The sequence below is a fragment of the Superficieibacter sp. 1612_C1 genome, assembly GCF_015234305.1.
GTDB lineage: Bacteria > Pseudomonadota > Gammaproteobacteria > Enterobacterales > Enterobacteriaceae > Superficieibacter.
The window spans coordinates 761,817-778,041 of sequence record NZ_JADGMI010000002.1 but is presented as its reverse complement, the minus strand read 5'-3'; the positions used below and the strand labels follow the sequence as shown (position 1 = coordinate 778,041).

General features: G+C 51.4%; 20 protein-coding genes. 10 read left to right on the top strand and 10 right to left on the bottom strand.

The features are described from left to right. Positions 1–485: 485 nt before the first annotated feature. The gene (locus INT84_RS09970) at positions 486–1,403 is read right to left on the bottom strand and encodes an Rpn family recombination-promoting nuclease/putative transposase (RefSeq protein WP_194206653.1); all 918 of its coding nucleotides are present in this window, start codon (positions 1,401–1,403) and stop codon (positions 486–488) included. A gap of 87 nt (positions 1,404–1,490) precedes the next feature. Between INT84_RS09970 and INT84_RS09965 the strand changes: the two genes are divergently transcribed. Continuing rightward, a complete protein-coding gene (locus tag INT84_RS09965) occupies positions 1,491–1,733 on the top strand; it encodes a hypothetical protein (protein WP_194206652.1) in 243 nt (80 codons plus the stop codon). 14 nt (positions 1,734–1,747) lie between these two features. Here the strand turns inward: INT84_RS09965 and dadX are convergent, their stop codons facing one another. Both dadX and INT84_RS09955 read right to left on the bottom strand, forming a co-directional pair. Beyond that, entirely contained in the window at positions 1,748–2,818 is a 1,071-nt protein-coding gene (gene dadX, locus INT84_RS09960; protein WP_194206651.1) for a catabolic alanine racemase DadX, read from the bottom strand. A gap of 9 nt (positions 2,819–2,827) precedes the next feature. Then, positions 2,828–4,126, bottom strand: coding sequence for a D-amino acid dehydrogenase (locus tag INT84_RS09955; RefSeq protein ID WP_194206650.1), 1,299 nt, complete (start codon positions 4,124–4,126; stop codon positions 2,828–2,830). 321 nt (positions 4,127–4,447) lie between these two features. On the opposite strand from INT84_RS09955, the gene INT84_RS09950 reads away from it, so the two are divergent. Further along, entirely contained in the window at positions 4,448–5,980 is a 1,533-nt protein-coding gene (locus INT84_RS09950) for a SpoVR family protein (RefSeq protein ID WP_194206649.1), read from the top strand. Positions 5,981–6,031: 51 nt separating this feature from the next. Here the strand turns inward: INT84_RS09950 and fadR are convergent, their stop codons facing one another. Continuing rightward, the gene (gene fadR / locus INT84_RS09945; protein ID WP_176918810.1) at positions 6,032–6,751 is read right to left on the bottom strand and encodes a fatty acid metabolism transcriptional regulator FadR; all 720 of its coding nucleotides are present in this window, start codon (positions 6,749–6,751) and stop codon (positions 6,032–6,034) included. 286 nt (positions 6,752–7,037) lie between these two features. Here fadR and dsbB point away from each other — a divergent pair, with 286 nt between their 5' ends. Next, positions 7,038–7,568, top strand: coding sequence for a disulfide bond formation protein DsbB (gene dsbB, locus INT84_RS09940; protein WP_194206648.1), 531 nt, complete (start codon positions 7,038–7,040; stop codon positions 7,566–7,568). A 63-nt stretch (positions 7,569–7,631) separates the two neighbouring features. On the opposite strand, the gene umuC is transcribed toward dsbB, so the two are convergent. Together umuC and INT84_RS09930 are read right to left on the bottom strand one after the other, a co-directional pair. Then, positions 7,632–8,903 carry a translesion error-prone DNA polymerase V subunit UmuC gene (umuC, locus tag INT84_RS09935; protein WP_194206647.1) on the bottom strand — a complete coding sequence of 424 codons (1,272 nt, stop codon included), beginning with the start codon at positions 8,901–8,903 and terminating at the stop codon, positions 7,632–7,634. A gap of 2 nt (positions 8,904–8,905) precedes the next feature. Further along, entirely contained in the window at positions 8,906–9,325 is a 420-nt protein-coding gene (locus tag INT84_RS09930; RefSeq protein ID WP_176918813.1) for a translesion error-prone DNA polymerase V autoproteolytic subunit, read from the bottom strand. A 712-nt stretch (positions 9,326–10,037) separates the two neighbouring features. Here INT84_RS09930 and INT84_RS09925 point away from each other — a divergent pair. The 3 genes from INT84_RS09925 to INT84_RS24335 all read left to right on the top strand — a co-directional run bounded on the left by INT84_RS09925 (position 10,038) and on the right by INT84_RS24335 (position 11,586). Then, positions 10,038–10,214 (top strand): KGG domain-containing protein, encoded by a 177-nt coding sequence (locus tag INT84_RS09925; protein WP_194206646.1) that lies wholly within the window; start codon positions 10,038–10,040, stop codon positions 10,212–10,214. Positions 10,215–10,442: 228 nt separating this feature from the next. Continuing rightward, positions 10,443–10,949, top strand: a complete 507-nt coding sequence (locus INT84_RS09920; RefSeq protein ID WP_176918816.1) for a ferritin-like domain-containing protein — start codon at positions 10,443–10,445, stop codon at positions 10,947–10,949. A gap of 514 nt (positions 10,950–11,463) precedes the next feature. Continuing rightward, positions 11,464–11,586 carry a hypothetical protein gene (locus INT84_RS24335; protein ID WP_255515970.1) on the top strand — a complete coding sequence of 41 codons (123 nt, stop codon included), beginning with the start codon at positions 11,464–11,466 and terminating at the stop codon, positions 11,584–11,586. 453 nt (positions 11,587–12,039) lie between these two features. On the opposite strand, the gene INT84_RS09915 is transcribed toward INT84_RS24335, so the two are convergent. Then, positions 12,040–12,180, bottom strand: a complete 141-nt coding sequence (locus tag INT84_RS09915; RefSeq protein ID WP_176918818.1) for a hypothetical protein — start codon at positions 12,178–12,180, stop codon at positions 12,040–12,042. Between the two features lie 148 nt (positions 12,181–12,328). Continuing rightward, positions 12,329–12,664 carry a hypothetical protein gene (locus tag INT84_RS09910; RefSeq protein ID WP_194206645.1) on the bottom strand — a complete coding sequence of 112 codons (336 nt, stop codon included), beginning with the start codon at positions 12,662–12,664 and terminating at the stop codon, positions 12,329–12,331. 554 nt (positions 12,665–13,218) lie between these two features. Between INT84_RS09910 and INT84_RS09905 the strand changes: the two genes are divergently transcribed. The 3 genes from INT84_RS09905 to INT84_RS09895 are packed head-to-tail and all read left to right on the top strand — an operon-like array spanning position 13,219 to position 14,057. Beyond that, entirely contained in the window at positions 13,219–13,380 is a 162-nt protein-coding gene (locus INT84_RS09905; protein ID WP_194206644.1) for a hypothetical protein, read from the top strand. Positions 13,381–13,399: 19 nt separating this feature from the next. Next, positions 13,400–13,498: a YoaK family small membrane protein gene (locus INT84_RS09900; protein WP_103675988.1), complete on the top strand. Its 99-nt coding sequence runs from the start codon at positions 13,400–13,402 to the stop codon at positions 13,496–13,498. Positions 13,499–13,502: 4 nt separating this feature from the next. Continuing rightward, positions 13,503–14,057: a GNAT family N-acetyltransferase gene (locus INT84_RS09895; RefSeq protein WP_194206643.1), complete on the top strand. Its 555-nt coding sequence runs from the start codon at positions 13,503–13,505 to the stop codon at positions 14,055–14,057. Positions 14,058–14,073: 16 nt separating this feature from the next. Here the strand turns inward: INT84_RS09895 and INT84_RS09890 are convergent, their stop codons facing one another. Continuing rightward, positions 14,074–14,658, bottom strand: coding sequence for a TetR/AcrR family transcriptional regulator (locus INT84_RS09890; RefSeq protein WP_194206642.1), 585 nt, complete (start codon positions 14,656–14,658; stop codon positions 14,074–14,076). A 78-nt stretch (positions 14,659–14,736) separates the two neighbouring features. Between INT84_RS09890 and bdcA the strand changes: the two genes are divergently transcribed. Then, positions 14,737–15,450 carry an SDR family oxidoreductase gene (bdcA, locus tag INT84_RS09885; protein ID WP_194206641.1) on the top strand — a complete coding sequence of 238 codons (714 nt, stop codon included), beginning with the start codon at positions 14,737–14,739 and terminating at the stop codon, positions 15,448–15,450. Positions 15,451–15,456: 6 nt separating this feature from the next. On the opposite strand, the gene INT84_RS09880 is transcribed toward bdcA, so the two are convergent. Then, a complete protein-coding gene (locus tag INT84_RS09880; RefSeq protein ID WP_194206640.1) occupies positions 15,457–16,188 on the bottom strand; it encodes an SDR family NAD(P)-dependent oxidoreductase in 732 nt (243 codons plus the stop codon). Positions 16,189–16,225 lie beyond the last annotated feature (37 nt).

The window sequence follows — 16,225 nt, the reverse complement described above, 5'->3', positions numbered from 1 at the left end:
CGGCCTACGGTAAAGGTTGATTCTGGCATTAAGAGCGTAGGCCCGGTAAGCGCAGCGCCACCGGGCATGAGGTACGGCGTTGGCTATTGTGGGCGTTATGCCGCGAGGCGGCTTCGCCTTGCCCGGCCTACGGTAAAGGTTGATTCTGGCATTAAGAGTGTAGGCCCGGTAAGCGCAGCGCCACCGGGCATGAGGTACGGTGTTGGCTATTGTGGGCGCTATGCCGGGAGGAGGCTTCGCCTTGCCCGGCCTACAGTAAAGGTTGATTCTGGCATTAAGATTGTAGGCCCGGTAAGCGCAGCGCCACCGGGCATGAGGTACGGCGTTGGCTATTGTGGGCATCATGCCGGGAGGCGGCTTCGCCTTGCCCGGCCTACGGTAAAGGTTGATTCTGGCATTAAGATTGTAGGCCCGGTAAGCGCAGCGCCACCGGGCAGGCGGCACAGGGTGAGCAAATTGGTTAATGATGAGAACCGGTTTCACTCTCAGGAATGCAGTTGCTTTAATTCTCGCTCACTCAAACCGGTGACTTCCAGAATGACGTCGTGTGATATACCCCGTTGCAATAAGTTACGGGCTATTTTCAGCGCTTCATTAATTCGCCCTTTTTCCATGCCTTTTTCAATCCCTTTCTCAATCCCTTTCTGTTCCAGTTGTTGTGCAATGGTCATGAGTTTATCTCCGTGCTGCGGCACACGCTGTGCCAGTTCGCGTAAAAAAGCGTCTGCGTCTGCCGATTCCCCTACCTGTATAATGTAGTTTACCAGCGATATTACCTGTTGTCCGGTATTGTAATCCGCCCGCAAAACCCGCCCCAGTTTGTCAATAAGTTCAATTAAATCGCGCTGATAAATGTGTTTTTGTAGCAGTGTGAGCGCCGCCATGCTGCGATTTTCCATGATCTCATCGTCCGGGATGACCGTGACATCCACCAGCGGAAAGGCATTATTATATAATTTTTCAGCCAACGCAGGGTTATCAAATTCCTGAAGCCAGCACGTAGAGTATGGATAAGGGCTGCGTTTTCCGGCATAAAACAGCACCGGGATCACCAACGGTAATTTTTGATGTCCGGCATCCAGATGGCGCTGCATCGCACCGATTGCATACCGCATCAGGCGAAATGCCATGTGGCTGTCGGGCCTGCTTTGATGCTCAATCAGTACATGAATGTAGCCCTTCCCCGTGGTGGTTTTAAGGCTGTACAGGACATCGCTATAATATGGGCGCAAATCATCTTCAAGAAACGATCCTGATTCCAGTTTCAGGGTATTTAAATCACAATGGCTGCGCAGCTCGGTGGGTAAATGCAGTTCCATAAAATCTCTGGCGGTGTCAGGATGCGCCAGAAACTGTTTAAACATCGCATCATGGGGAGTGGGTGTGGCCTGTTTTTTCTTCATGTTCGCGGTTCCTTTGCTTAACCACTGTATATTACCACAGTGCTTTATATCTTATAGAGTGTATTTTTCATTAAGGATGATGACGGTATGCAGAAAAAAATTGGCCTCCTGCCGGTACTGGCACTGCTGCTATCAGGCGGATACTGGCTCAATATTGCGCAGCGCCGGAGCGATCCGGCGCATAAAAAACAGGTTGTGGAGATTTATGCTGGTTTGCACGTCAATAACGCAGAATTCAGATTTGAAAACGGGCCTGCCAGAGAGCGAATTTCAGGCAGACCTGCACAGCGCGTCCAGGCAACAGTAAGCGAGTACATCACCAGCCAATAGCCCCCCAGCAAACGTTACACCGTCACAACGGGCACACGTGCTGCCAGGGCGCACATTAATTCATACCCGATAGTGCCAGCGGCGGCTGCAACCTCATCAATTTTAATCTCCTGCCCCCACAACTCAACCGAGGTGCCAATGCCTGCCTGGGGACAAGGCGTAAGATCCACCGCCAGCATATCCATTGATACCGCGCCAATCAGCCGGGTGCGCACGCCGTCTACCAGCACTGGCGTGCCGTCAGGTGCATGGCGCGGATAACCATCGGCATAGCCACAGGCGACAATCCCAATCCGCTGCTCTCCACCTGCGCGATAACGGCTACCGTAGCCGACCGTGTCTCCTGCTTTCAAATTCTGCACGCCGATGATTTCGCTGCGCAGCGTCATCACTGGCTTCAGGCCGCTGTCGGCGATATCCTGCCACTGTCCTGAAGGCGAGGCACCGTACAGCACAATACCTGGTCGTACCCAGTCAAAATGGGCTTCTGGATGCCATAACGTCGCCGCCGAATTAGACAGCGAGCGTGGCGCGTCAATTCCCTCGGCCCCCTGTTCAATACGCTGCATGGCATGGGTGATGCCGTCCGGTTTTTCCGCATCGGCAAAATGCGCCATCAGCGTCAGTCCGCCGACGTTGCGCAGGCCTCGCAGCTGCTGCCAGACCGTGTGAACGCGATCCGGCATAAAACCGAGACGGTTCATACCGCTGTTGATTTTCAAATAAACATCCAGCGGCGCATGCAGACGGGCGTTCTGAATCACTTTAATTTGCCAGTTGCTGTGTATGCTGGTCGTCAGACGGTACTTATCAAACAGCTCCAGCTCATCAGCGTGGAAGAACCCTTCCAGCATCAGGATCGGCCCTTTCCAGCCGCGCTCGCGTAACAGAATCGCCTCTTCCAGATTGAGCAGCGCAAAGCCATCGGTCGCACCCAGGGCGTTCCAGACGCGATCCAGTCCATGTCCGTACGCGTTCGCCTTCACGACCGACCAGATACGGGCATCAGGCGCGGCGCGGCGAACAATAAGCAAATTCTGCCGCAGCGCGCTGAGATCCAGCGTGGCAAGAACAGGTCGGGACATAACGGCTCCTTATGAGTGTGCACCGTGCAAATGCGTGGAAGATGACGGTCTGAAACCCGCCCCGTAGCGCGCCACGCCAAGATCGTCGAACGGAATGGCGGGCGTCCGCCCGGAGATAAGATCGCTGATAAGCTGGCCGGAACCGCAGGCCATGGTCCAGCCCAGCGTACCGTGGCCGGTATTCAGCCACAGATTTTTATATGCCGTGCGCCCGACGATTGGTGTGCCGTCCGGCGTCATTGGCCGCAGACCGGTCCAGAAGGTCGCCTGTTCAACCTGCCCGCCGCGTGGAAAGAGATCGCGAACCACCATTTCCAGCGTTTCCCGGCGCGGCTGTAATAGCTGGGTATTAAAGCCGACAATCTCCGCCATCCCGCCGACGCGAATACGCTGCTCAAAACGGGTAATGGCGATTTTGTAGGTTTCATCAAGGATAGTTGAAACGGGCGCACCATCCTCTTCGGCAATGGGAATGGTCAGCGAGTAGCCCTTCAGCGGATAGACCGGAATATCGACCAGCCCTTTGAGCATTGAGGTTGAGTACGAGCCAAAGGCCATCACGTAGGCATCGGCTTTGACAATCTCATCCCCGCATTTCACCGCGTAAATTTTGTTACTTTCATACAGTAGCCGATCCACCGGCGTGTTATAGCGGAAGACCACGCCGGCCTGCTGCGCCATTTCCGCCAGACGCTGACTGAAAAGCTGGCAGTCGCCGGTTTCGTCATTCGGCAGCCGCAGCCCGCCGGTAAGACGGTGCGAGACTTCCGCCAGCGCAGGCTCGGCTTCCGCCAGACGGCTGGCTTCCAGCAACTGATACGGCACGCCCGCCTCTTCCAGCACCGCAATATCCCGCGCGGCATTTTCATACTGCTGCGCGGTGCGGAATAACTGAAGCGTGCCGCCCTGCCGCCCTTCGTACTGGATGCCAGTCTCAGCACGCAGCGCCTTCAGGCAATCGCGACTATACTCGGCCAGACGCACCATTCGCCCTTTGTTTTCCATATAGTGCCGGGTGTCGCAGTTGCACAGCATTTGCCACATCCATTTAAGCTGAGACGGCGTGCCGTCGAGCGAGATGGCCAGCGGCGCGTGGCGCTGAAACATCCACTTAATAGCCTTGAGCGGCACACCGGGCGCGGCCCACGGTGCAGCATAGCCGGGGGAAATTTGTCCGGCGTTGGCGGCGCTGGTCTCCAGTGCCGGGCCGGATGCCCTGTCGATTACCGTTACGTCATGCCCTGCCTGACGTAAATACCAGGCGCTGGTCACGCCTACAACGCCACTTCCCAGTACGACAACGTGCATATCCACTCCATCATGAGTAAAAGAACAATCGTCTGATTACAAATTGATAACCCAGATGAAAATATTATTCAACATTCGACTTTTTTATGGTGAGCTACCTCACATCATGCCCGTCAGCTATGGAAAGCCTGCTTTTGGCATCTCCTGCTGGAGGTTATTTTTATCCAGCATAAAAAACCGCCAAACAACTATTTTTTATTACGTTGCGTGGGAAAGGCGGTAAAGAAAAGATTTCTCACCCTGCACGCATTTTATCCGGTGTTCTATGCTTGAAATGAGGCTCTCCAGACAGAGAGGGTCGCCAACAATGAGGGCGCGCTAATGGCAACGATTGATTCCATGAATAAGGACACGATACGTTTGAGCGATGGACCCGACTGGACGTTTGAGCTACTGGAAGTTTATCTCCAGGAGATCGATCGTGTCGCAAAACACTATCGGCTGGATACCTACCCGCACCAGATTGAAGTCATCACCTCAGAGCAGATGATGGACGCCTATTCCAGCGTCGGGATGCCGATTAACTATCCGCACTGGTCGTTCGGCAAAAAATTCATTGAGACGGAGCGCCTGTATAAGCACGGTCAGCAGGGGCTGGCGTATGAGATTGTGATCAATTCCAATCCCTGCATCGCCTATCTGATGGAAGAAAACACCATCACCATGCAGGCGCTGGTGATGGCGCACGCCTGCTACGGCCATAACTCCTTCTTTAAAAATAACTATCTGTTCCGTAGCTGGACCGATGCCAGTTCCATCGTCGATTATCTGATTTTCGCGCGTAACTACATTACCCAGTGCGAAGAACGCTACGGTGTGGATGAGGTCGAGAAGCTACTCGATTCCTGTCACGCTCTGATGAATTACGGTGTGGATCGCTACAAACGTCCGCAGAAAATCTCGCTCCAGGAGGAGAAGGCGCGGCAAAAAAGCCGTGAAGAGTATCTGCAAAGCCAGGTGAATACCCTGTGGCGCACGCTGCCTAAACGCGAAGAAGAACGAGCGGTGATTGAAGCGCGGCGCTATCCCTCCGAGCCGCAGGAGAATCTGCTCTATTTTATGGAGAAGAATGCGCCGCTACTGGAACCGTGGCAGCGTGAGATCCTGCGTATCGTGCGCAAGGTCAGCCAGTATTTTTATCCGCAAAAACAGACGCAGGTGATGAACGAAGGCTGGGCCACGTTCTGGCACTACACTATCCTCAACCATCTTTATGATGAAGGAAAAGTGACCGAGCGGTTTATGCTGGAGTTTTTGCACAGCCACACCAACGTGATTTTCCAGCCGCCGTATAACAGTCAGTGGTATAGCGGGATTAACCCTTATGCGCTGGGATTTGCAATGTTCCAGGACATCAAACGGATTTGCCAGTCGCCAACGGAAGAGGATAAATACTGGTTCCCGGATATTGCCGGTTCAGACTGGCTGGAAACGCTGCATTTCGCGATGCGTGATTTTAAAGACGAGAGTTTTATCAGCCAGTTCCTCTCACCGAAGGTCATGCGCGATTTCCGTCTGTTTAGCGTGGTGGATGACGATCATCACAACTATCTGGAGATCTCCGCCATTCACAATGAAGAGGGTTATCGCGAACTGCGCTCTCGCCTCTCCTCGCAGTACAACCTGAGCAACCTTGAGCCGAATATTCAGGTCTGGAATGTGGATTTGCGCGGAGACCGTTCACTGACCCTGCGTTATATTCCGCACAATCGCGTCCCGCTGGATAAGGGGCGGCGCGAGGTGTTGAAACACGTGCATCGTCTGTGGGGATTTGATGTGCAGCTGGAACAGCAGAATGCCGATGGCAGCGTTGAACTGCTGGAGCGCAGTTCGTCGAAGATGAGTTCGCTGTAAGACAGAAGTTGCGCCGGGTGAGCATCGTGCCTCACCCGGCCAGCCCGTTGATTACCGGCCCTGAATGGCTAAATCGCCCGGCAGCGTTTTTTGCATCCGATGCCAGATCTCACCGCTTTCACGTCCATAGCGACGGATCGTTTCATACACTTGCTCATGCAGGCTCTGCTCGCAAAGCTCCACCAGGCGATGATAAAACCCCAGCGCCAGGCTGCGGGCTTCAGGGTTGGCGAAGTAGTGGCGACCAATGCGCGTATACAATCCTTTCATGCCATTGAGGATCAGACCATAAATCGGATTGCCGGAGGCAAAGGCCAGCCCACGAAAGATGTTGTAATCCAGCTCAGCAAAGGCATCGGCATGATCTTCAATTGCCCTGGCGCTATTCAGCACCTCCAGCGCACGCTCCGGATGCTGACGGAAAGCGGTGCGGATAAAGATGGTTGAAATATTGGTGCGTACCGAGAGCAAATTGTCGATCAGTTGCGGGACGCTCTCGTGATCGAGGCGCGCCAGCGTTTCGAGGATATTCAGCCCGGACGTTTCCCAGAAATTATTCACTTTTGTCGGCTTACCGTGCTGAATGGTCAGCCAGCCATCACGTGCCAGGCGTTGCAATACTTCACGTAAAGTCGTGCGCGTTACGCCAATTAATTCAGAGAGTTCGCGTTCAGCAGGCAGAATAGATCCCGGAGGGAAACGGCTATTCCAGATGCTTTCAATAATGTACTCTTCAGCGAAACCCGCCGGGCTTTGCGCCTTAATTACCATAGTGATGTTTCCATTACTCAGCGTTGCAACGTTCACTCATCATACCAGAGCTCCCCCGAGGCAGATAGCACGGATAATCAATTAAAAAGGGATCGCCGTTTCATTTCTCAGCTTTTATTTCGTCGGCTGGCATATCGATTTCTTATCCTTCGCTGGCAGCATTATCGTTTGATTTGACTTTCTGCATAGTAAGTACGCATTTACGCAATATTTTCTGTGCTGCTAGTGGCGTCCTGAATGATTTCGTTTACACTGCGGTCTCTTAGCATGTTCCAGGGAAATGATTATGTTGCGATTTTTAAACCAGTGCTCACGCGGTCGCGGAGCATGGTTGTTGATGGCGCTGACCGCCTTTGCGCTGGAGATGGTCGCGCTGTGGTTCCAGCACGGTATGCTGCTCAAGCCCTGCGTGCTGTGTATTTACGAACGTAGCGCGCTGTTCGGTGTGATGGGCGCGGGTCTGGTCGGTGCGATAGCGCCTAAAACGCCGCTGCGCTACGTCGCGATCTTCATCTGGCTGTATAGCGCCTGGCGCGGTGTCCAACTGGCGTGGGAACACACCATGATCCAGCTGCATCCGTCGCCGTTCCAGACCTGTGACTTTGCTGCACGCTTCCCGAGCTGGCTGCCGCTGGACAAATGGCTGCCGCAGGTGTTCGTTGCCTCCGGTGACTGTGCCGAGCGTCAATGGTCGTTCCTGACGCTGGAAATGCCGCAATGGCTGCTCGGTATTTTTGCCGCTTACCTGGTTATCGCGGTTCTGGTGCTGATTGCTCAGCCCTTTAAGCCGAAAAAACGCGATCTGTTCGGCCGTTAATTCGGCGTTATCCACACAACTCGTTTGTAAGCCCGGTAAGCGCAGCGCTACCGGGCTTTTTGTTTATCGCAGGCGCACCCGCGGTAAATCAGAAAAGCGCGTGGTATAGCGCGGCGAGAGCATTTCACGCTTCATCTGCCACTGCTGCTCAATGCCCTGCCCGGCAAAAAATAGCGTTCCTCTCCCCTGTTTCTTATTCAGCGCATCCAGTACCGCCATCAGCGGCTCGCTATTGACGCGTGGCGCATTGCTGTCAAACAGGTTGAGCTGCGCAACCCCCTGGCTGAAAAAGTCGCTGAGCATAACGCCTGCTTTTTGATAGCGATGCCCTTCCCGCCAGATGGCGTCAAGGCACTTTATGGCTGCGTCGATAATGTCACGCGTATCCTGGGTGGGAACATGAAGGCGCAGGGAAGCGCTGTTGTCATAGCGCGCGGGATACGGATCGAAGGGCGAGGTTTTAATAAACACGGAAATAAAGCGGCAGTATTGATGCTGACCGCGCATTCTTTCAGCCGCCCGCGAAGCATACCAGCTTACCGCTTCACGCATGGGCTGATAATCGCTTAGACGCTCGCCAAAAGAGCGGGAGCACATGATCTCCTGCTTCTCGGGGATGAATTCGTCTATTTGCAGGCAGGATTCGCCGCGAAGTTCACGGACGGTTCTTTCCAGAATGACGCTAAAGTGCTTTCTGATAAAACGGATATCAGCATCGGCCAGTTGCAGCACATTTTCGATACCCATTATTGCCAGTTTTTTGGCGATCCGCCTGCCCACGCCCCACACCTCGTCAACCGGCAGATGGGCCATCAGTTTACGCTGGCGTTCAGGATTTGACAGGTCGACCACCCCTCTGGTTTGCGGCCATTTTTTAGCGGCATGGTTCGCCAGCTTAGCCAGCGTTTTCGTCGGTGCAATACCCACGCCGACGGTTAAATGGGTTCTCTGGCGCAGGATGCTCTGCACTTCCAGGCCAAACGCCGTCAGATCCCGGCAGTGATTAACCCCGGACAGATCGCAAAAAGCCTCATCGATACTGTACACCTCAATACCGGGCATGATCTCTTCCAGAATCGACATCACCCGCTGACTCATGTCGGCGTAAAGCTCATAATTGCTGCTGAAAACCGCTATCCGGTGCTGCTGAAAAAGCGCCCTTTGCTTAAAATACGGCTCTCCCATTTTGATCCCCAGCCGCGCGGCCTCGACGCTGCGGGCAATGACGCAACCGTCGTTATTCGACAGCACCACCACGGGCCACTCTTTTAAATCGGGTCGGAACACCTTTTCGCAGCTGGCATAAAAAGAATTCACATCTACCAGCGCAAACATGGTCAGCCCGTCGCTTTGACGATGTAAGTGACGACGCCGAATATCTCCAGCGCCTCGTCACGGCCGATCAGGATGGGAGCGTAGGCTTTATTGAGCGGGTTTAAGCGGATGACCGGACGTAACTGGAGCTGCTTTACCGTAAACTCCCCCTCTACCGAGGCGATAACGATGTCGCCATGTTCCGCCGTTCTTGAGCTATCGACGATAAGTAAATCCCCGTCGCTGATACCCCCTTCAATCATGGAGTCGCCGGAAGCGCGGACAAAATAGGTGGCGCTGGGATGGTGAATCATCAGTTCATTGAGGTCGATGCGCTGTTCGACATAGTCCTGCGCAGGCGAAGGAAAACCGCACTGGACCAGGTCGCTGAATAAGGGCAGCAAAACGACCGGACGCAGTTCCGCTGGTTGAATAAACATCAAAATGAACACCTCAATGAATTACTGTATATTTAAACAGTAATTTGAGTTGCCTTTGAGATCAAGACAGGGAATAACTATTAATTTCCGACACTGAAACAAACCACTCATGAGGGCGGCGAAAGGCCGTGCTTTTGACGTAATCCGTAGTGATCGCGCAGCGCTTTTTCGAGACCCGCACGCGATATGATCAGAAAAACGCGCTCGCCGGGCACGGTTAAGCGATACTCGCGCCCTTCGTATGCCTGCGAAATTTGATACTATCTGCCCAGGTAAAAAATCCAGTTCATGCCACTAATCTCGTTGAATTTATAAAAACCTTTTAAGGATATACGTAAAACCTATGGTCGGACTGGAGAGGCATCCCATTTTTACCAATTATTACTGGCAAAACATCGGCGTACTGTCAGCGATAGCAGATATTTAAAAATGGCACACAAAAAAGAGTAACCTGTAAGCAAAAGTAAGCAGCAGCACGTTTATAGCGCAAATTAAAACGCCGATAAAAATATCGTAGATAAAAAAATGGGTAATTTTCATATTGTTATAAATGAGCACTCCCTCAGCGAAGCGGTAATGTCCACTAAGCGAAACGGCAATAAAATTTTTATTATAATTTGACGGTCTGGCTTTTTAGACTAACTTTAAATACTGAAAGCAGTCGATATGCATCATAAGTATCGATTATATGTCTAACATACAGTGGAGATATATTATGGCTGAACATCGTGGTGGTTCCGGTAACTTTAAAGACGATCCGCAGAAAGCTTCTGAAGCCGGTAAGAAAGGCGGGCAAAGCAGCAGCGGCGGCGGCGGTAACTTCAAAGACGATCCGCAGAAAGCCTCTGAAGCCGGTAAAAAAGGCGGACAGAGCAGCGGTGGTAAAAAATAAGGCTGCTGAATAACGCTTGAAAGCAATGTAAAGTTACAACTGAAAATACATTATTTTTATAGCTGAATGGCGAGTCATTATTGGCTCGCCAGATTTATTATTCTTTCCTTGTTTATTACTCTTACCTTGCCGTAATTTCGCGCCATTAAGACTCGCTGATTTGAATAAAAACCAGCGATGAGTTGTCCATTTTTATTACGGTTATTCAACTTAATTCGGAGAGCGATCATGACTAATCAAGAAAATTATCATGACTGGTTGCGTGACGCGCATGCTATGGAAAAACAAGCAGAATCTATGCTTGAAGCCATGGCTAAAAGGATCGATAACTATCCCGATCTGAGAGCGCGTATTGAACAACATTTATCCGAAACTAAACACCAGATTACCCTGCTTGAAGGCGTAATCGAACGCAATAATATTTCCCGTTCGGTAGTCAAAGATTCGATGAGTAAAATGGCGGCGTTCGGCCAGTCTATTGGCGGGGTGTTTACCTCTGACGAAATTGTCAAAGGCGCAATCAGCAGTTATGTTTTCGAGCAGTTCGAAATTGCCTGCTATACATCGTTAATTGCCGCAGCCGAGCAGGCAGGCGATATCGAAGGGGTTTCCGTGTTTAAGACCATTCTTGCCGAGGAAGAAGCCATGGCAAAATGGGCGCTGGATCACCTTCCCGACGTCACGCAGCAGTTCCTTCTGCGTTCTGAAGCGCCCGGTGTCGAAGCCAAAAAGTAACCGCAACGGTCTTCTGCTTTTAAAAGAAAAGGTCACGCTCAGGCGTGACCTTTATTTATGTGTTTTCGTGGGCCTTAGAAAAAGCAACGCGACAGGAGCCACCGAGTGCATTACTTTAACGCCCACGAAAACAACTCTGCCGCCTGGTGTTGGCGTTCCAGCAGAGTCAGCGGAAATTTTACGCGCATAAAAATATTTATCAATCAAAACAAGCATATTGATCGTCACAAACGATCAACAGTATAAAAAACAATCACCTCAAAACGCTTCAACCGGACTCAAAAATGGTTTCTCCGCGTTATCATGATCGATTAAAAATATTTCTTTGCTTACCATTTTGCACTATATGATTAGCAATCTGTGTTAAAGCAAGAAAATATTCTTCTACGTCTTCACTCACCTTAGAAAGCTCTGAAGTCGTCGGCTGGATAAAATAAAAGACAAAAAGAGAAGCCACGCGCATTTTCTTTCTGCGGGCGGACTAGCGTAAAGATCCCCTCAGGAGGACAGGCTCATGAAAAAGTTACTAATATGTTGCATTTATGGCGCGACAGCAGGCTTACTGGCGAAAAAAATGCAGGCTGCGGTTGGCCAGCGCGACTACGCTCTGGAGCGTATGCCAGAAATGGCAGAATAATAGCTGACTGGCTGGATAATGCGCAGATTCAAGGCATCATCTGACCACGACTTATATAAAAAGGATAAGAATTAAACAATCAGGAAAGGCAATAACTCTGGGATCTCATTGAGGGTAAAACAGCCTAAGAAGGTTATATAGATCAAGCGATTCAAAAAGAAATGAGATGGACTGACCCCGCGGAATATTCCAACTAGCTACCAATCCATGGCGACGAGGTCAGTGCGCAGGATAATATACAGTCCATTACTATTCTTTTTAGCTCTGCGTGCTTAGCTAAGATAAATCTTAACAATCAATAAAAAAAGGATAAATTATGTAAAAAGTCATTCAGCTATCTGGCCGAATAATCATCGATTTTTTGTGATGAGAGTTAAGACATTCCATTATATATAAGAATAAGCCGGTAAAGACACCCTCAGGTCTTTCTTATGCTGACCTGAGGATGAGGGTTTACTTATCTTTATAAGGGTCTTCTTTGTGATCTTTACTGCTATCACGCGTGCGCGGGATCTCACCGTGCTCTTTTGGGCTACCGGTGACCGGACGGTCGTCTTCTTTTTTGCGATCGCGGTCGGCATCGTGCTGGCTCATTTCACTTCCTCCATTTAGCTTGTTGTCAGTAAAGCCTGGAAGAAAAAACACGTTTTAACAAGAAATTATCATTATACTGAAGGCCGATTCTGACCTTTGACAATCGTAACCGACTAAATACAACGCCCTGCTGGTTTATGCTTTTTCTTTACCACGTCAATGTCCTGCGTTTCCATACGGTGATATTTTTCTTTTTTTCCTGCGCCAGCAATGTGTTGTAAACCGAAAACCATGCCGCCAGTGATAACAATACACAGATTGCCGCCACCAGCCACACCCGCTCGGTAAAAAAGAGCGACAGCAAAAACACAGCGACAGGAACAGCCGCTGCAATACCGGCCAGCATTCGTATTTTTATGCGGGCTTCGCGCGAGACATAGTTATTTATTTTATGGGCGTGGCAATGCTCACAAACCTCAGCTTCGCTGGGGATAAGCTCATTGCATGAAGGGCAATGAGTATAGGCTGTGTGTGTTTCTGTCATATTTCTCTCCCGATGCGATGAGTTACTTTTCAATTTTTAAATTGGAACTCAATACTACATTTTTTTTACCGCGTTTTTTTTAGAAGCGCACGAAAGGTAAATAAACGTAGTTCATTGCAAGAGCACGACAATTGCTGGTGCAAACGAAATAATGTTTCCATAACAAAGAGTTAATCACTAGTTTCGTTATAAAAAGCGGATACCAGCGCGCCATTTTTTAAGAAAATTCTACCAATTCAAGGTGTTATTCCCTCAGACTTCACGGCGACTAATATCAAATGCATTGTAAATTGATTTCCCCATAAACGTCCAACACCTTTTAAATCGCAGCCGCACTTTTCCTACCACAAATGGTGGATGAATACATTTACCCTTTCACTCGAAGGCGGGTAACGGCTATAAAGGGTCAGGCAGCGCAGCTAACAGAAGCAAAGCGCATATAGCCTAAAAGAAGATACATATAGATTAGTCTTATATTCAAAGTTATAGTGACATCTTCCGGCGGTGTCGTCAGAGGATGAAACATCAGGCAGTATTTCATTCAGGAGAGAATAATGTCCACGTTTGCTATCATCGCGATACCCTTTTTTGTCGTTTCGGTCGTTTTTCTCTTGTTAGCCTTCCGGCAGAGACAAAAGGTCTGGTTTATCCTCGGCGGCGTATTTATGGCGTCTTCGCTGATTAATGCGGTGATAGGGATGGCGGTACAACGTTAACATTTATTACAGGGGATTTATGAGATTAGGCATTGCTTTTCCAGTGGTCATCTTTTTTGTTGCTGTGGCTTTTCTGACGTGGTTTGTCGTTGGCGGCTATGCCACTCCAGGCTCATAACGCCATGCCGCTAACCAGCACGCGTTTACTGTTAAGACCATTAGCTATCGGGGACGCCGACGATCTTTATCGTATCTACGGCGATCCTGAAACAAATACGTTTAACCCCGCCGGACCTTATCCCAGCCTTCATTATGCGCAACAACGGCTCGCCGTGTGGATGGCCGAATACGAGCGATACGGTTATGGCAACTGGGCCATCGCGTTGCGTGAAACGCCGGCACGGATCGTGGGTTTTGCCGGGATAACGGTCAGGGAACTTGAGGGCGCGTTGACGCATAATCTGGGTTATCGTTTCTCGCCTGAGACATGGGGAAAAGGGATAGCCAGCGAATTTTGCCATTTCGCTCTGGGTTACGCGTTTAATACTCTTGATTTGCACGAGGTCACCGCCGTGGTCAGACCCGCACATCTGGCCTCACAGCGGGTGCTGGAAAAAGCGGGCATGATAAAAACCGCGACGGTAAATGATGTCCCGAATGCGGACCCCAGCCTGGTCTATCGCCTGACCTCGTTACAATGGCGTGACCATGATTCACGTCGGTCTGGCGAAAGCTAACAGCCGATCCGCCAGATTATTTCTGCTCTCCCAGCGCCTGCCCCGCCAGGCGCGCAATCTCCCGCAAACGTTGCGGACTATACCCCGCCCGCGATTTGGCTGAAAGACCGGCCATAATGGTTCCCACGAAGTCGGTAAGCCGCTCTGCATCCTCCGGGTGACGTTCTTCGATATAACGGCGGATAAGCGCCTCCGCAGCGGAGTGAAAACCGCAGGCGGCTTCACGGGCAGAAGGATCGTCGCAGTGTGTCCCTTCCAGCACCAGGCAGCCAGCAGCATCAGGATTGGCCGCATAAAGCGTGGCGGCCTCTTCCAGCACGCGAGCCAGGCATTCCGCGACCGGCCTGTCGGCGCGCAAGAGAGTCTGCAACGGGATCGCGCCAGTACAGGCATAGCGATCCAGTACCCGCGTATACAACCCCATTTTGCTACCAAATGCCGCGTAAAAGCTCGGCGGCTTAATGCCGAACGCGTCGGTGAGATCCGCAATGCTGACCGCATCGTAGCCGCGTGAATGAAATAGCCGTTGCGCCGTCGCGATCGCCTCTTCGGGATCAAAGCGACGGGGGCGGCCCGGGGGGCGACCTAATTTTTTAGTCATCGATACATAATTCCTTGACAGGCTTCTTCTCTGAATCATATTGTAACGGTCACTACAATATGATTCAAGGAAACGCGCATGTCTGTATTTCAACATAAATCGGTTCTGGTGCTCGGCGGTAGCCGGGGTATTGGCGCAGCCATCGTACAGCGTTTTGCCGCTGAAGGCGCTTCTGTGACCTTCAGTTATGCCGGCTCGCGCGACGCGGCAGCGCAGCTGGCGAAAGAAACGGGCAGTACCGCTATCCAGGCGGACAGCGCTGACAGAGAGGCCATCATTAACCTGGTACGCGACGCCGGGCCGCTGGATATTCTGGTGGTCAACGCCGGAATCGCCCTCTTTGGCGATTCGCTGGAGCAGGATCCTGATGCAATAGACCGCCTGTTCCGGATCAATATCCACGCGCCGTACCATGCCTCGGTGGAAGCGGCGCGTCAGATGCCGGAAGGCGGACGGATTATCATCATCGGTTCAGTCAACGGCGACCGGATGCCCATTCCGGGTATGGCGTCTTATGCCGTCAGCAAATCAGCGTTGCAAGGCTTAGCGCGCGGACTGGCGCGTGATTTCGGCCCGCGCGGGATCACGATCAATATTGTGCAACCCGGCCCGATTGATACGGATGCCAACCCGGCAGAGGGGCCGATGAAAGAGTTGATGCACAGCTTTATGGCGATCAAACGTCACGGACGTCCTGAAGAGGTGGCGGGAATGGTCGCCTGGCTTGCCGGACCGGAAGCGTCATTTGTGACCGGCGCGATGCATACCATTGATGGGGCGTTTGGCGCATAAAATCGATTAAACCTGCGTCAGACCGCCATCTATGCAAATTTCTGCGCCTGCAATATAGCGGCTTTCATCGCTGGCAAGGAACAACGCGACATTAGCAATTTCTTCTGGTTTACCCATTCTTCCCAGGGGAATGGCTTTGATTATTTCTGCGCGCATCTCATCAGAAGCGGCAGCCATCATATCCGTGTCGACAGGTCCGGGCGCGACGACGTTAACACGGATGCCACGCGTGGACAGCTCTCGTGTCCAGGTTCTTGCGAAGGAGCGAAGCGCTGCCTTACTCGCACCATAAACCCCATAGCCCGGGGTACCAATCACATCGGCAATGGAACCAATTAATACCACGCTGGCCCCGGGTTTTAGCAATGGCAGAGCTGCCTGTAGAGCGAACACGGGGGCGCGTACATTTATGTCAAAGATCTGATCAAAGTGCGACGGGTTTATCTCATCAATTGTCGCATAATCAGCCATCCCTGCATTAATAACTAACACATCGATCTGGTCAGTGCTGGCGCTGATGGTCTGCATAATGCGGGTTAATTCTGTTTGCTGGCTGACATCTGCGCGCAGTGGCCGAAAGGTGCCTGACATTTTGCTACTGGCCGCCGCTAACTCTTCATCACGGCGCGAAGTAAACCAGGTGGTAGCGGCTTCATTTGCAAAGCGCTGGCTAATCGCCAGTCCAATCCCTTTTGCACCGCCCAGTACGACGGCCACTTTATTCTCAAGTCTGTTCATTTGTTATCTCCGGTTTGGATGGAAAACAAATGATATA